Annotated in this window: 16 protein-coding genes; 7 read left to right on the top strand and 9 right to left on the bottom strand. The window is 37.9% G+C overall.

Features of this window, described 5'->3' with window-relative positions; genetic code table 11:
- Nucleotides 1–56 precede the first annotated feature (56 nt).
- Nucleotides 57–1373, top strand: coding sequence for an adenosylhomocysteinase (ahcY, locus tag SJY23_RS03985; protein WP_396597536.1), 1317 nt, complete (start codon nt 57–59; stop codon nt 1371–1373).
- 116 nt (nt 1374–1489) lie between these two features.
- Here ahcY and SJY23_RS03980 read toward each other — a convergent pair whose 3' ends face one another.
- A complete protein-coding gene (locus SJY23_RS03980; protein WP_396597535.1) occupies nt 1490–2368 on the bottom strand; it encodes a hypothetical protein in 879 nt (292 codons plus the stop codon).
- Between the two features lie 50 nt (nt 2369–2418).
- On the opposite strand from SJY23_RS03980, the gene SJY23_RS03975 reads away from it, so the two are divergent.
- Nucleotides 2419–2763, top strand: coding sequence for a TM2 domain-containing protein (locus tag SJY23_RS03975; RefSeq protein ID WP_396597534.1), 345 nt, complete (start codon nt 2419–2421; stop codon nt 2761–2763).
- Nucleotides 2764–2866: 103 nt separating this feature from the next.
- Here the strand turns inward: SJY23_RS03975 and SJY23_RS03970 are convergent, their stop codons facing one another.
- On the bottom strand, nt 2867–3337 hold the full coding sequence (locus tag SJY23_RS03970) for an Lrp/AsnC family transcriptional regulator (RefSeq protein WP_396597533.1): 471 nt from the start codon (nt 3335–3337) through the stop codon (nt 2867–2869).
- 72 nt (nt 3338–3409) lie between these two features.
- Entirely contained in the window at nt 3410–4780 is a 1371-nt protein-coding gene (locus SJY23_RS03965; protein ID WP_035335423.1) for a saccharopine dehydrogenase family protein, read from the bottom strand.
- A gap of 90 nt (nt 4781–4870) precedes the next feature.
- On the opposite strand from SJY23_RS03965, the gene SJY23_RS03960 reads away from it, so the two are divergent.
- Nucleotides 4871–5251, top strand: coding sequence for a DUF423 domain-containing protein (locus SJY23_RS03960; protein WP_035335424.1), 381 nt, complete (start codon nt 4871–4873; stop codon nt 5249–5251).
- Between the two features lie 74 nt (nt 5252–5325).
- Entirely contained in the window at nt 5326–6939 is a 1614-nt protein-coding gene (gene pckA, locus SJY23_RS03955; RefSeq protein WP_035335425.1) for a phosphoenolpyruvate carboxykinase (ATP), read from the top strand.
- Between the two features lie 139 nt (nt 6940–7078).
- Here pckA and SJY23_RS03950 read toward each other — a convergent pair whose 3' ends face one another.
- From SJY23_RS03950 to SJY23_RS03930, 5 genes are all read right to left on the bottom strand, one after another.
- Complete coding sequence (locus tag SJY23_RS03950) at nt 7079–7966, bottom strand: DMT family transporter (RefSeq protein WP_396597532.1); 888 nt, start codon at nt 7964–7966, stop codon at nt 7079–7081.
- Between the two features lie 89 nt (nt 7967–8055).
- Complete coding sequence (gene gldD / locus SJY23_RS03945) at nt 8056–8616, bottom strand: gliding motility lipoprotein GldD (protein ID WP_051583820.1); 561 nt, start codon at nt 8614–8616, stop codon at nt 8056–8058.
- A complete protein-coding gene (locus tag SJY23_RS03940; protein WP_396597531.1) occupies nt 8613–9935 on the bottom strand; it encodes a gliding motility-associated protein GldE in 1323 nt (440 codons plus the stop codon). Before SJY23_RS03940 ends, gldD begins: the two co-directional genes overlap by 4 nt.
- Nucleotides 9936–9957: 22 nt before the next feature.
- A complete protein-coding gene (gene ssb, locus SJY23_RS03935) occupies nt 9958–10449 on the bottom strand; it encodes a single-stranded DNA-binding protein (RefSeq protein ID WP_396597530.1) in 492 nt (163 codons plus the stop codon).
- A gap of 209 nt (nt 10450–10658) precedes the next feature.
- Nucleotides 10659–11060: a DUF3244 domain-containing protein gene (locus SJY23_RS03930; protein ID WP_396597529.1), complete on the bottom strand. Its 402-nt coding sequence runs from the start codon at nt 11058–11060 to the stop codon at nt 10659–10661.
- 210 nt (nt 11061–11270) lie between these two features.
- Between SJY23_RS03930 and SJY23_RS03925 the strand changes: the two genes are divergently transcribed.
- Nucleotides 11271–12143 carry an AraC family transcriptional regulator gene (locus tag SJY23_RS03925; protein ID WP_396597528.1) on the top strand — a complete coding sequence of 291 codons (873 nt, stop codon included), beginning with the start codon at nt 11271–11273 and terminating at the stop codon, nt 12141–12143.
- A gap of 4 nt (nt 12144–12147) precedes the next feature.
- Here SJY23_RS03925 and mutY read toward each other — a convergent pair whose 3' ends face one another.
- The gene (gene mutY / locus SJY23_RS03920; protein ID WP_396597527.1) at nt 12148–13203 is read right to left on the bottom strand and encodes an A/G-specific adenine glycosylase; all 1056 of its coding nucleotides are present in this window, start codon (nt 13201–13203) and stop codon (nt 12148–12150) included.
- Nucleotides 13204–13331: 128 nt separating this feature from the next.
- Here mutY and SJY23_RS03915 point away from each other — a divergent pair, with 128 nt between their 5' ends.
- Together SJY23_RS03915 and SJY23_RS03910 are read left to right on the top strand one after the other, a co-directional pair.
- Complete coding sequence (locus SJY23_RS03915) at nt 13332–13622, top strand: HU family DNA-binding protein (protein ID WP_013750876.1); 291 nt, start codon at nt 13332–13334, stop codon at nt 13620–13622.
- 325 nt (nt 13623–13947) lie between these two features.
- On the top strand, nt 13948–15498 hold the full coding sequence (locus SJY23_RS03910; protein WP_035335437.1) for a ribonuclease E/G: 1551 nt from the start codon (nt 13948–13950) through the stop codon (nt 15496–15498).
- Nucleotides 15499–15514 lie beyond the last annotated feature (16 nt).

Here is a 15514-nt window from a genome sequence, read left to right as displayed (position 1 = left end):
CTGTAAGGTATTGCGTAAATTTGCCACTGCTAAGAAATAAGCTAAATATACAAATTATGAGCACAAAGACAGTACCGTACGTACCGTACAAAGTAAAAGATATTTCCCTAGCGGGTTGGGGACGCAAAGAGATCGAACTTGCAGAGGCAGAGATGCCTGGGCTTATGTCTCTACGTGAGGAGTATGGAGATGAGCAGCCGCTTAAAGGTGCTCGTATCGCAGGATGTCTGCATATGACAATACAAACAGCTGTATTGATTGAAACATTAAAAGCACTAGGAGCAGAGGTGACTTGGTCTTCTTGTAATATATTTTCTACGCAGGATCAGGCTGCTGCAGCAATTGCAGATGCTGGTATCCCAGTATATGCTTGGAAAGGAATGAATGAAGAAGAATTTGACTGGTGTATCGAGCAAACACTTTTCTTTGGAGAAGATCGTAAGCCATTAAATATGATTCTTGATGATGGAGGAGATCTTACCAATATGGTATTAGATCGTTACCCAGAACTTGCAAAGGATATCAAAGGACTTTCTGAAGAAACTACAACGGGTGTACACCGTCTTTACGAGCGTGTAAAGAATGGAACGTTACCTATGCCAGCTATAAACGTAAACGATTCTGTAACTAAGTCTAAGTTTGATAACAAATACGGATGTCGTGAGAGTGCGGTAGATGCTATACGTCGTGCTACAGATACTATGCTTGCTGGAAAGCGTGTAGTAGTATGTGGATACGGTAACGTAGGTAAAGGAACTGCAGCTTCTTTTAAAGGAGCTGGATCTATCGTTACAGTAACAGAAATCGACCCTATCTGTGCGCTTCAAGCTGCAATGGACGGTTTTGAAGTTAAGAAACTAGAAAACGTAGTAGGTAATGCAGATATCGTTATCACAACTACAGGAAACAAAGATATCATACGTGGTGAGCACTTTGAGGCAATGCGCGATAAAGTAATTGTTTGTAACATAGGCCACTTTGATAATGAGATCGATATGGCTTGGTTAAACGGTAACCACGGCGCTACAAAAGATGAGATCAAACCTCAAGTAGATAAGTATACTATAGATGGTAAAGATATTATCGTTCTTGCAGAAGGTCGTCTTGTAAACTTAGGTTGTGCAACTGGTCACCCTAGTTTTGTAATGAGTAACTCATTTACAAACCAGACACTAGCGCAAATCGAGCTTTGGAACAATAGCGAGAAGTACAATAACGAAGTTTATATGCTTCCTAAGCACCTAGATGAAAAAGTAGCAGCATTGCACTTATCAAGACTAGGAGCAGAGCTAGAAACACTTTCTAAAGATCAAGCAGATTACATCGGTGTGACAGTAGAAGGACCATTTAAGCCTGAATACTACAGATACTAAGAGAGAGTCGCATAGACAGAACAATTTTTTCGCTTTCGCGAAAATGTTAAATATAAAAACCCACGCCTATAGCGTGGGTTTTTTTTGTAGTTAATTCTGAAGAAATCTAGTTTCTTTTACTGCTTTACTAATGTAAGCTCTGCCTTTTCGCCTGTTTTAAGACTAGTTCTTGTAGTGATTAAACTCATGCCGTCTTGTATTTCTACCTTAACCGTATTAGGGGCAGAGGTCCCTTCTGTAAGAGCTTCCACGCGCACGACGGTTGTTTCTTTTGTAATGGTGATTGGTATTTGCTTTTTAGCTCTTTCAATTGAGTAATCTTCTAGTACAAGTACATCATCTACATAAAGGTTTATGCGATCATCATCTACTTTACCGGAGTCATAAATAGAAATCACAACATTCTTAGTTTTAGCAAAAACGTTGAGGTTTTCATTCTTTCTCACGATACTCATGGTAAGCGTGTCTACGGAACGTTTTGCCGAAATTCGATCTTTTAATTCTTGACTTACCTTTTTAGATTTTTGAATCTTTCTGTCTAGCTTGGCAATTCTAGCTTGTGCTTCTTCTGTAGCAGACATGATAAGCATCCCGTCTAGGCAAGAGCTTTTGTCTGGATATAGTCCTTTAAAATCACCGCTAAAAGCTTTGTTATTTTCAAGTTTTCTCATTTTACCTTCAAAGTTTATGAGACACATGTCTACTTCACCTAGTGGAGATTTTGTGTACACAATATCATATTCGGCAAAGGAGAATAGTTTGTTTTCACTATCATAAATTCCTTTAATGTTAGACTTTGTCTCATGCTTACCACCTAGATCAGACATAGAGTACCCTTGCACCCTACCATCTATTTCTTCAAAAGCAAGTTTGTAAGATATAAAGGCTGTGTCATTAAGTTTTATTACGCCCATATACTCATAAGCAGTAAGTTGGCCGTAAGCAGTTGCTCCGAGTAGTAAATATGTAAAAAAGAGAATTCTTCGTAAGTACATAGCTGTTTTTTAGGTAATTTAGTTAGGTCTAATAAAAACAAAACCAAACTATGAGACTCAAAATTACACTATTATTTGCGTTTGTAATGCTTGCCGTTACAAATACCTATGCTGGATTTCCAGTACAGAGAACAGCAGTTGCTGCCGTAAACGGAGTAACACTTACTGAGGATGATCAAGCAGAGGTGCTTACTTCTCCTGCAGCAGTAGAGGCAGACCGCCAGCTAGTAGCTATTTTATTATGGTTATTCTTAGGAGGTTTTGCAGCACACAGATGGTACTTAGGAAGCCCAATAGGCTGGAATATCTTATTTATTCTTACAGCAGGTTTCTTTGTTGTAGGTTGGATAATTGATGGTATTGAGATCCTTACGGGTAGCTATCCTGGGCTGTAACAAAAGCTTAGTATATAGAAAAACCTCTCCAAGTGAGAGGTTTTTTTATGCGTAAATAATGGGTTTTAATGGTGGTGGTACGCTTTCGCGAAAGCGTAAAAAATTAGATTTTAATCTGTCTGTCTATTTGTTGATCAAGCGAGATAAATGTTTCAGTACGTGATACACCGTCTATCGCTTGAATCTTTTTATTGAGTAAATTCATCAAGTCCTCGTTATTCTTGCAGAGAATTTTGATAAGTACAGACCAGTTTCCAGTAGTGTAATGACACTCTATTACCTCAGGAATATCTTTGAGTTGTCGTACTGCTCTTGCATTATTTGCAGCTCTATCAAGGTATACACCTATAAAAGCTTGCGTGCGATAGCCTAGCACTTTTGGGTCTATAATGAACTTAGAGCCAGCTATAAGTCCAGACTTCTCAAGCTTGCGTAAACGCTGGTGTATGGCAGCTCCAGAAATTCCTACTTTACGAGCAATCTCAAGAATAGGCTTACGGGCATCTTCCATAAGTTGGCGCAAGATTATCTTGTCTATACCATCTATTATAAGTTCGTTTTTTACAATTTTCATCTCTAGAAGGTTCTATATTGAAACTACAAGATATGTAAATAGTTATAAACTGTAATTCAATTTTTAAAAAGTTTATCCGCCTACGATATCTGGATTATAACCTAGATAGTCAACCTCGTACTCCTTAAAAGTAATGCCGTAGTCTTCCAGTTCTTTTAAAATAGGTTCATAGACTTCCTTTTTAATAGGTAGTTGCACTCCAGGTGTAGTGATCTCACCGTTAAGAATGCGTAAGGTGGCCATTGCTACTGGCAAGCCTACTGTTCTTGCCATTGCGGTTTCTACTTGATCTTCTCCTATGTTTACCATCGTGGCATCAATCTGCTTGCGCTTACCGTCAAGCTCATAGCCAAATTTATGATACATCACAATCATGTCCTTATCTTCTGGAGCCAGTGTCCACTTGTCCTCTAAGATGCGTTGTAATGCTTGAGCAGGAGTTGCGTTTGTAAGCCCTATTTTTTTATTGGCATTAAAAAGATCAAGCTCTAATAGTTTGTCCCAGAGTAAGTCATCTTGATCAATTTTGAGGTAGTGGCGCAGTTTAAGCTCTACCGAATCTGTAGGGGAGTAGGGTAAAAATAAATTTACATAATCACGGTAACTCATTTGCTCTGTGTTTTCTAGTTGATAACTATCATCTGTCATACCTAGGAGTACAAACATTTGCCAAGCTCTAGAAAAGCCAACTCTACGTATGGTGCCACGATACAGTGTAGGGATGTCATCGAGACCATATACAGAGCGATACTTAAGAGAATTACGATTTGCATATCCTTCAAAACGACCGTGACCTTCTATCTGTAAAAACTCAGTGCGCCTAAAAAGACGTTGATATGGGATATACTTATAAGTGCCTTCCTGTATAAATTCGGCAGCGCCACCTTGCCCTGCGAGAACTACATTACGAGGGTTCCAAGTAAATTTATAGTTCCATAGATTAGTGTCGCTTTCTGGAGCCACAAGACCACCTGTAAAAGACTCAAAAAGAATCATCTTTCCTCCCTTATCGCGTATGCGATCTATAACCTGCATCGCACTCATATGATCAATGCCTGGGTCTAGACCTATTTCATTCATAAATACAAGCCCTTTCTCTTTTACAGAGGCATCAAGAGCTTGCATCTCGTCAGAAATATAAGATGCAGTTACCATAGACTTTTCAAAAGTGACGCAGTCTCTAGCAACCTCAATATGGAAACGCGCAGGAAGCATAGAGATTACTATAGTTGCCGCTTTGATAGCCTGCTCACGTTCTTCCTTGTTAAATACATCAAGGCGTATTGCAGTAGCATTTTTGTGATTATTGATGAGTTTTTGAGCATTCTCTATAGAGATGTCGCCCACGGTAATCTGTAAATCTTCTGTGTCAGATTTAGAAAGTAGGTAGTTTACGAGTTGGCTCGTGGATTTTCCAGCGCCTATAACGAGAATCTTTCGCATGGGTAGTTTGTTTTGTAATTTTGTATGAGAGTTCAAATTGAATTCTGCTGGTCTAAAGTACGGTTTTGGACCACATCTTAAACAAATAGCATGGATAAAAAATTAAGACTCACAGGTGGGATTTTTGGACTGACAGCAGTTATTATAGGAGCATTTGGTGCTCATGGTCTTGAGAAAGTACTTGATGCATCAGCGATTGCGACTTTTGAGACGGGTGTAAAGTATCAAATGTACCATGCCTTATTGCTGTTGCTTATTCCAGTTTTCGCTTTAAGCGAAAAAACGAAAAAAACAGTATGGGTGCTGCTATTGCTAGGTGTTTTGTTCTTTTCGGGTTCTATATACGGGCTGGCAACCAATGAATTAACATCTTTTGATTTTACTAAAATCGCTCTCATCACCCCTATAGGTGGTACTTTGCTCATTGTTAGTTGGCTTTTGATAGTTATACATTTCATAAAATCCAAATAAAACAGCGAAAACGTTATAGTGCTGAGCAAAGTCTTACTACTTTTGTGATCTAAAACAACACAAAACTCATTGTTATGGTCGCAGATAGCTTAGCTTCGAAGACACTTTCATTAGAAAAATTAGGCATCAAAAATGCCAAAATCAACTACCAACTCTCCCCTGAGAAACTACACGAAATAAGCGTAGAAAACGACATGGGAACTACTGCGTCTTCTGGCGCACTAGCAGTAAACACAGGTAAATTTACAGGAAGATCACCTTTAGATCGCTTTATTGTAAAGGATGCCAAAACAGAAGATAAAGTCTGGTGGGGCGACATTAACCTACCATTTGGCGAAGAAGCTTTTACAAAATTAAAAGCTAAAGTAGCCAACTATCTTTCTGAGAAAGAAATTTATGTACGAGACAGTTATGCTTGTGCAGATGACAATTACAGACTAAATATACGAGTGATAAACGAGTATCCTTGGTCTAACATGTTTGCTTATAACATGTTTCTTCGTCCTACGGTTGAAGAACTTAAAACATTTGATCCAGAGTGGACCATTCTTAATGCTCCAGGATTTCTTGCAGATCCAGAAGTAGATGGTACTCGCCAGAGCAACTTTGCAATTCTTTCATTTACAGAAAAAACAATCATTATAGGTGGAACTGGTTATACAGGTGAGATCAAGAAGGGAATCTTCTCTGCATTAAACTTTATCCTTCCTGTAGAAAAGGAAACATTGCCTATGCACTGTAGTGCAAACGTAGGTGATAATGGAGAAACTGCAATTTTCTTTGGACTTTCTGGTACTGGAAAAACAACACTTTCGGCAGATCCTGAGCGTAAGCTTATAGGAGATGATGAGCATGGATGGACTAAGGAAAATACCATCTTCAACTTTGAAGGAGGTTGCTATGCAAAGGTGATTAACCTATCTAAGGAAAATGAGCCAGATATCTTTAATGCAATCAAGCCAGGAGCAATACTAGAGAATGTAATTCTAGATGACAATGGTAATGTAGCTTTTGAAGATACTTCTATTACACAGAATACGCGTGTGAGTTACCCTATTCACCACATTGATAATATACAAGAGCCTTCTGTAGGAAAGAATCCCAAAAACATCTTCTTCTTAACAGCAGATGCTTTTGGAGTACTGCCTCCTATCTCAAAATTAACCCCAGGTCAAGCTGCATATCACTTTATAAGTGGTTACACAGCAAAGGTTGCTGGTACTGAGGCTGGAGTTACAGAGCCACAACCGTCATTTTCGGCTTGTTTTGGAGCGCCTTTTATGCCATTACATCCTACTAAATATGCAGAGATGCTTAGTGCAAAAATGAAGGATGCAGGTGTAAATGTATGGCTTATCAACACTGGGTGGACTGGTGGACCATACGGAGTAGGATCACGTATGAAACTTAAGTATACGCGTGCTATGATTAAGGCAGCGATGAATGGAGAGTTACCACAAGAGACAACTCACGATAACTATCACATACACTCTGTTTTTGGACTAGCACAGCCACGTACATGTCCAGGAGTACCTACAGAGGTGTTATCTCCTAGAGCAACTTGGAATAACGATGAAGGATACTATGCAACAGCAAATAAGCTTGCGAGATCTTTTAAAGATAACTTCAAGAAGTTTGAAGAGTATGCTAGTGAAGAAATAATGAATGGACAACCACCACTAGGGTAGTTGAAAAGATAGTTTAGTTGATAAAAGCGATTTGCAGTAATGTAAGTCGCTTTTTTTGTGCGCTTTCGCGAAAGTTAGCATGTGAACTTGACGAGCTCCTTAAATCTAGAGGCCTTTATTTCAATTTAATCAGATTTAATTAGACCTTTCTTCTTTTTCCAGTATTCCCAATATAAACACCAGTAAGAATAATAAGCGTAGCAATAACTTGAAGACTTGTAAACGCTTCTCCGTCTAGTAATCCCCAAGTGACAGAAATAATAGGCATTAAGTAGGTTACAGAGGAGGCAAACACTGGGTTACTTATTTGTACTAGCTTATTAAACATCACCTTTGCGATAGCTGTACCAAAAATGGAAAGAACGACAATGTATCCCATAGATTGCTGTAAGGTAGTATCTGTACTTAATGGAAGCTCAAAGAAATCTGAGTAAAAAAGTATGATAAGGGCGGGGATAATTAAGAAAACAAAATTTCCTGCGGCAATCGCTATGGCGCTCACTTCTTGAAGATGGCGTTTTATGATATTCACATTGAGTGCATATAGCGATGCTGCAATAATCACTAGCGATGCGTACCAATAGTTCTGCTCTTCATTTATCTGCGCGCCTATATAAATGAGTGCCCCAGCGCCTATAAGTCCTAAAAGAACACCTATAAACTGCTGCTTTATGAATTTAGCACCAAATATTAGTATTCCAAAAATAAAAGCAAGTAGCGGAACGCTAGAATTTAAAATTCCTACTACAGCACTATCAATCTCAGTTTCGGCAAAGGCAAATAGAAATACAGGTATGCCAGTTCCTAGCAAGGCAGAGACTCCTATCCATTTCCATTCTAGTTTGTTTATAGTTTTTAAGCTTTTCCAGCCAAATAATAATAAAACAAATGCGGAGAATAAGATGCGCAAAGCTCCTAATTGTAGTGGTTCTAGACCTACTAGCCCTTTTTTAATAAGGATAAATGAACTTCCCCAAATAATGGATAGTGCCACGAGGTATATCCACTTAAGCGATTTATTTGGCATTACTTGATTTTAGAAATGCAAAGTTCGGTAATAAGTTACTAGGAATAGGAGAACTTTTTCGCGAAAGCGAACTCTAAAGAAGAGTGCGACTATTCTTTCCATTTGATACTTTCCATCAAATGCCTAATATCGTTTTTGAGATACATAGCTGCGGGATAAATACTATCGTAATTAGGTTTTGTGTTAAAGTAAATAGATCCGGTTAGAAAGTGCGTTGTGCTGTCTGTGATATAAAATTGGGACTGGGAAGCAGCATCTCCCTTAATGTCATAAAACATCCCGTATGCGCCTTGCTCTTGGTTTACATACTTCTCTTCAATAATATCATCTGCTTTGCGCACATGCTCATAAGTGAGTTTTTGTGCGTCATTGAGTAAGGCATTGATATTATTATTTACCGCTCTATAGGTTAAAAATACACTGCCGTTGAGCGATGGATAATCAATAACTGCAGAGCAATTATCTTTGTAGCGCACCTTGCCTAGTGAGTTGAGGTCAAAGTTGTAATCACAATCTGATGCGGTAAATGAATATGAGGGTTTAGGGTATGATAAACTGAGCTGCCCTTTAGGTTTAGGTAGTGTGTCACCACCACAAGACGCTAGTAATAGTGCGGCAAATGTTGCTATTATGAATGCTGTAAATTTCAAGACTTTATGGTGAATTTAATCTGTTTGATTCGTTTTTTATCAAGAGCTTCTATGGTGAACGTGTAGTTTTGATAGTTTATTACCTCATTCTTACGTGGGAAACTACCAGAGACTTCGAGTACAAAACCAGCAATAGTTTCTGCCTCTCCTTTTTTGTTTTCAAAGATTGCAGTTTCTTCTAGCTTTATAATACGATAAAAATCCTTTAGGGATGTTTTCCCGTCAAAAACCCAATTGTGCTCATCGAGTTTGGAATAGATGATATTTTCGTCATCAAACTCATCTGCGATGTCTCCTACAATTTCCTCAATAATATCTTCTAGAGAAATCAGACCACTCGTACCGCCATACTCATCTACTACGATGGCGAGGTGGTTTTTCTTTTCTTTAAACTCTGCAAGAAGGTCATCTAACTTTTTGTTTTCTGGGACAAAATACGGTTCGCGTATCAGCTTTGCCCAGTCAAATTCTTTCTCGTTAAGATGAGGAAGCAGGTCTTTTACATATAAAATCCCTTCTATGGTATCTATACTTTCAGAAAAGACAGGAATGCGCGAGAAACCGTTTTCTGTAATTTGTTTTAGAATAGATGTATAATCATCCTCTTTATTGAGAGCAAATACATCCATGCGAGGACGCATCACTTGCTTGGTATCTGTGTTTCCAAAGGAGACAATACCCTTTAAAATCTTCTGTTCCTCTTTTGTGGTATCTTCTTCACTTGTAAGTTCTAGGGCTTGCGATAGCTGGTCTATATTAAAGCTAGTTTTTTGTTCTCCTAGTTTTCTTTGTATCCATAGCGTTGCAGCGCGCATAGGGCTACTAAGTGGTGTAAAAACTACATCAAGTACGCGTAATGGATAGGCTACCAGTGCTGCAAATTTTTTGTTATTACGGTTTGCATAAATTTTAGGTAGAATCTCGCCAAAGAGTAAGATTAAGAACGTAATAAGCACTACTTCCAGTAAAAAACGCCAAGGAATGCCTAGGATCTCTGCTGTGATATTAGAAAAAATCACTTCGCCTAGACTTGCAAAGAGCAGTACAATTGCAATATTTATGGCATTATTTGCAACAAGAATTGTTGCTAGAAGCTTTTTAGGTTTTGTGAGAAGCTTTTTTACAATGAGCATCTTTCTATCTGCAACTTGCTCTTCTGTTTCTAGAAGATCACTAGGTGATAGTGAGAAAAAAGCAACCTCGGCACCACTTATAAGTGCAGAGCACATGAGTAGTACTAAAAGCACTACGATGCTTACTATAGTAGTAGGGTCTACACTAATTAATAATATCAATAAGGGTTCGGGATCGGGGTCCAAAAGTTTTATCGTTTAGTTAAAATTAAAATGGCAAATCATCTACATCGCTAGTGTCTGTAGAGGGTTGTGCTGGTTGTGCTGGCTGGTTAGGGTTGTAAGGTTGTGCTTGAGGACGAGCTGCTTGTACTGGTCGCTGCGCCTGTTGCACGCCTCCTGGTGATTGCCCTTGGCTTTCGCCTTTAGGTGTAAGGAAGGTAAATTCTTGGCACTGGATTTCTGTAGAGTATCTATCCATTCCTTTATCATCTGTCCACTTGCGTGTTTTAAGACGTCCTTCTACATATACTTTGTCACCTTTTTTGAGGTACTTCTCACAAATTTCGGCAGCCTTGTTGCGCACTACAATGTTGTGCCACTCTGTATTACTTACTCGCTCGCCTGTGGTACGATTTACGTATTCTTCATTAGTCGCTAGCGGAAAACGTCCTATACAATTCCCACCTTCAAAGTAGTTCATCTTTACATCATCTCCCGTGTGACCTATTAAGATCACTTTATTGATTGTTCCTGCCATAATTTCAAATGTAGTAAATATTGCAATGCAAGTGTGTTATGCTTTCGCGAAAATATGCTCTCCCTTACTATTATATCCTTTATTAGAGAGCTTCTATTTTTAATAAATAAGAAGTGTGACAGGAACTTAATAAACACAAAAAATCCCTAGACGAACTACCATCTAGGGATAACTAAGCATACTAATTGTTTACTACAAGCAAACAGATATTATAGTATTTCAAATTCTTTACTATAGCTCTCTTTTTCATTCTCAACATGGATGGTGTAGTATCCTTTATAAGCACCTTTGAAGTTAAAGGTCTTGTTTAAAGAAGCTTCTCCGTCAATCTCATTTGAATAAACGATACGATTAAGACCATCTCTCACTTCGAGCTTGATAGTTTGTAATTCTGGATTAGAAAAACTTACATATACGATGTCTGTTCCTTCTGTAAATACATCTTTGTCTATTGCTTTAGACGTTTTTTTGATTTTATCTCCTGGATTTGAAGCCCTTATTAAAAGCTCTGGTTGTCCTTCATAATGTGTCATCTCACTAGTAGCTGCAAATGTTGTAATAGCAGTAAATAATAAAAATGCAATTGCTGAAAATTTTAGTGTCTGTTTCATAACTGTTGATTTAAGTAATTGATTATTTATTTTGATACAAACATACGGTGGTATATAGGCGATCACCACTAGTAATTGTGCAGCAATGTGTTCATTTTTAACCTATGCATTGTTCTTTAATGTTGTTTGTGTTAATTTAGAACATGTTTAAGGTAAATTAATGTAGATTTCACTTTACAGTCATTTATAAATTTGCAAAAAAATAAGGCCATGCTTCTGCATAAACCCACTTTTGAATCTATTACTCCAGATTTTGGAAATTCATTTACGTATCAAAGATTTGATGAGCATCATATTAATGATAACAGCTTGTGGCATTATCATCCAGAGATTGAGCTGGTTTATGTAAATGGAGGTACGGGAAGAAGACAAGTGGGAAGTAACTTGTCTTATTATACATGGGGTACTCTTATCCTCGTAGGTAGTAATTTACCTCATTGCGGTTTTACAGATGAACTTACTGGAAATAAAAGTGAGACTGTAATACACATGAAGAAAGATTTTCTAGGAGATACTTTTTTTAATCTTCCAGAAATGGCGGCAATTAAAAGATTATTGCAGGTAGCGCAACGTGGGATTGTATTTTCAGGTGAGACCAAAAGTAGAGTAGGAGCAATGATGGAATCTATGGAGCATCAGTCAGATTTTAATCGTCTCATGACTCAAATAACTGTTTTAAATGAGCTGGCAACTACAAAAGAGTTTAGAATACTTAATGCAGACGGATTCTCACTTCTTTCTGATGTGAAAGATAATAACCGTATCAATGAGGTTTTTAATTATGTAAAAACACATTTTAAAGAAGAGATACCTTTGGAGAAAATGGCTGATATAACAAACTTGACCATTCCATCGTTTTGTCGCTATTTTAAAAAAATCACTCATAAAACATTTACGCAGTTTGTAAATGAGTATCGACTTGTGCATGCCTCTAGACTACTTGCTGAGCAACCCATGAGCATTACTCAGGTATGCTTTGAGAGTGGCTTCAATAACTTTTCTCATTTTAATAAAAAATTTAAAGCCTTTACGGGTCAAAACCCTTCAGATTATAGAAAAGAACTCAGGACGGTCTTGGAGTAGTGTGCTACTTAGATAGAAACTCTTCTAAGAATCTACCTATTAATATGGGTACAGGATAATCTTTTATAGTTGAGATAGGAATCCCTTTTCTTCCAGTGGTTGCTACATCAACTACCCAGAAGGTTGTGTGTAGGTGCTGGTGAGATAATTTATGGATAATCGGTTTCTCATTAAACCTTGTAATTGCTGCAATGTCCATATCATTAGCTTGCTTTGAGGTTGTAACGCTTTCGCGAAAGCGGGATTCTTCGCCATCAGTAAGCGCAGCATCAAGTTCAATTACTGGAAATTCATAGAGTCCTTGCCAGATTCCTTTACCAGTGCGTTGTTGTAATACGGTTTTCTCATCCTTATCTCTAAAGACAAGATAGTTGAGGTAGCGATTACGCACCTTAGTCTTTTTGAGCTTTACAGGGAGTTCAGAAACTTTGTTCTTTTGTAATGCTACGCACTTGTCATTATATATACAATGCAGGCAGTATGGATTTTGAGGTTTGCATTGTATAGCGCCAAACTCCATAATAGCTTGGTTAAAATCTGCTGGGCGTTTTACATCTATGAGCTCTTGAGCAAGTGCTTTAAACTCTTTAATGCCAGGAGTGCTATTTATAGGAGTGTCTATGCCGTATACTCTAGATAGTACTCTATATACATTACCATCTACTACGGCTGTAGGCTCATTAAAACTTATGCTTGCGATGGCACTAGCGGTATAATCACCTACTCCTTTTAATTTTTTAATTTCTTCATAGGTGTCTGGAAAGACTCCGCCGTACTCATTTACAATAATTTGGGCAGATGCGTGAAGGTTTCTGCCGCGGGAATAATAGCCTAATCCTTGCCAAAGTTTAAGTACTTCCTCTTCTGTCGCATTTGCAAGATCTTGTACTGTAGGAAATGACTTTGTAAAAGCCAAATAATAGGGCAATCCTTGCGCTACTCGCGTCTGTTGAAGGATAATTTCTGAGAGCCAAATCTTATAAGGATCCTTAGTGTTGCGCCATGGCATATCACGTTTGTGTTCTAAGTACCAAGCAATGAGTTTGTTAGAAAATGACAATTTAAAATAGGGTTTTACACAAAGCTAGATGTTATGTATCTATTTTTTAAAAGATTATGTTTGATTCTTTGTTATTTTAATCCCTATATTTGCAGTCTTGAATTTTTAACCCCTAAATATTTGACATTATGACTAAAGCTGATATCGTAGCTAAAGTTTCTGAGAAACTAGGTATCGAAAAAAATGACGTGCAAGCAACTATCGAATCTTTCATGGAAGAAGTAAAAACTTCTTTAGAAGGTGGAGATAACGTGTACTTAAGAGGATTCGGTAGCTTTATTATCAAAACCAGAGCGGAAAAAACAGGTAGAAATATTTCAAAGAATACGACTATCAAAATACCAGCACATAATATTCCAGCGTTCAAGCCTGCTAAAGTTTTTGTAGAAGGTGTAAAAACGAACGTTAGTGTAGACTAATAAGTAATTAAAAACTATCATTTTTATGCCAAGCGGTAAAAAAAGAAAAAGACACAAGGTAGCGACTCACAAACGTAAGAAAAGACGTAGAGCAAATCGCCACAAGAAGAAAAAGTAGTCTTAAGACTACTTTTTCTTTTATTACACCCATCGGGTGAAATACTGCGTTCATTGACATGGCAATAACAGCACTACCTACACCTTAGGTACGTCATTATTGCACCGGCATTTATTACACAACGTATGCGTATGGCATACACATTAATCTGTAATGAATTAGAATTATCAACCATCCCGATAGTTATTGGGATAAAATTACTACACAGTGAATAAAGAATTGATCATAAGATCTAGTTCCGCCGTAGTTGATTTTGCCTTATTAAAAGATGGAAAACTTATTGAGCTTCACAAAGAAGAAGATAAAAATAAGTTTAACGTAGGTGATATTTATATCGCAAACGTAAGAAAGACCGTTTCTGGTCTCAACGCCGCATTTGTAAATGTAGGCTATGAGAAAGATGCATTTTTGCATTACCACGACCTTGGTCCTAAACTTCCTACGCTTCAGAAATACATAAAAAGTGTAACTACAGGTAAATTAAAAGACTATTCCTTACAAAATTTCACCTTTGAGAAAGACATAGACAAAAACGGCAAGATTGCCGAAGTTCTTAAGTCTAAACAAAGTGTACTTGTACAGATTGCAAAAGAGCCTATCTCGACCAAAGGACCTCGCATAAGTAGCGAGCTGTCTATAGCTGGTCGTTATATTGTTCTCGTTCCTTTTTCTGACCGTATCTCTATCTCACAAAAGATTGAGAGCAAAGAAGAAAAAGCACGTCTTAAAAGACTTGTTACAAGTATCAGGCCTAAAGGGTTTGGCGTTATCGTACGTACAGTAGCTCAAGGCGTAAAAGTTGCAGAACTAGACAAAGACCTGCAAAATCTAGTGGACAAATGGACCACTATGAGCAAAAAAATTCCAAGCGCTCACCATCCTAGCAAAGTTCTAGGAGAGATGAATCGTGCATCGTCTATCCTGCGGGATATTTTTAACGATAGCTTTACGAGCATCACTGTAGATGATGAGACGTTGTATTATCAAATTAAAGATTACCTAAGCGAGATTGCTCCACACAAGGAGAATATTGTAAAATTATATAATAGCCAAGTGCCTATTTTTGAGAAATTTGGTATCGAGAGACAGATTAAAACGTCTTTTGGTCAGACAGTATCAATGAGCCGTGGTGCTTATCTTGTAATTGAGCATACAGAAGCCTTGCACGTTGTAGACGTAAACAGTGGTAATAGATCAAATAAAGCCAAAAGTCAAGAAGACACAGCACTTGAGGTAAACATGATCGCCGCTTCAGAAATTGCACGTCAGCTCAGCCTCCGTGATATGGGAGGAATTATCGTAGTCGATTTTATCGACATGGGTAAAGCTGAACACCGCCGTCAGTTATTTAATCACCTCAAAGATGAGATGAAAGATGACCGCGCAAAACACAAAATCTTACCTCCTAGTAAATTTGGACTTATCCAGATCACTAGGCAGCGAGTACGTCCAGAAATGAACATTAAGACCCGTGAAGAAAATCCTAACGGTGGTACTAATGAGATAGAAGCTCCTATTGTAATTGTAGAGAAACTTCAAGGACAGCTCAACCGCATATTAAAATCTGGAACAAAGAAGGTGACGCTACATGCACACCCATTTGTAGCAGCCTACTTAACAAAAGGCTTCCCGTCCATACGATCTAAATGGTTTTTAGATCACAAGAAGTGGGTAAAAGTAATGCCACGAGATGCATATACGTATCTTGAGTATAACTTTACAGATGCTTCTGGTAAGGATATTAAGATTGAAAATTAGTAAAAACCCCATTCTC

This window comes from Dokdonia sp. R86516 (assembly GCF_044596715.1).
Classification (GTDB): domain Bacteria; phylum Bacteroidota; class Bacteroidia; order Flavobacteriales; family Flavobacteriaceae; genus Dokdonia.
Note: the sequence above shows the minus strand (reverse complement) of the source record. Positions and strands in the feature narration are given on the sequence as shown.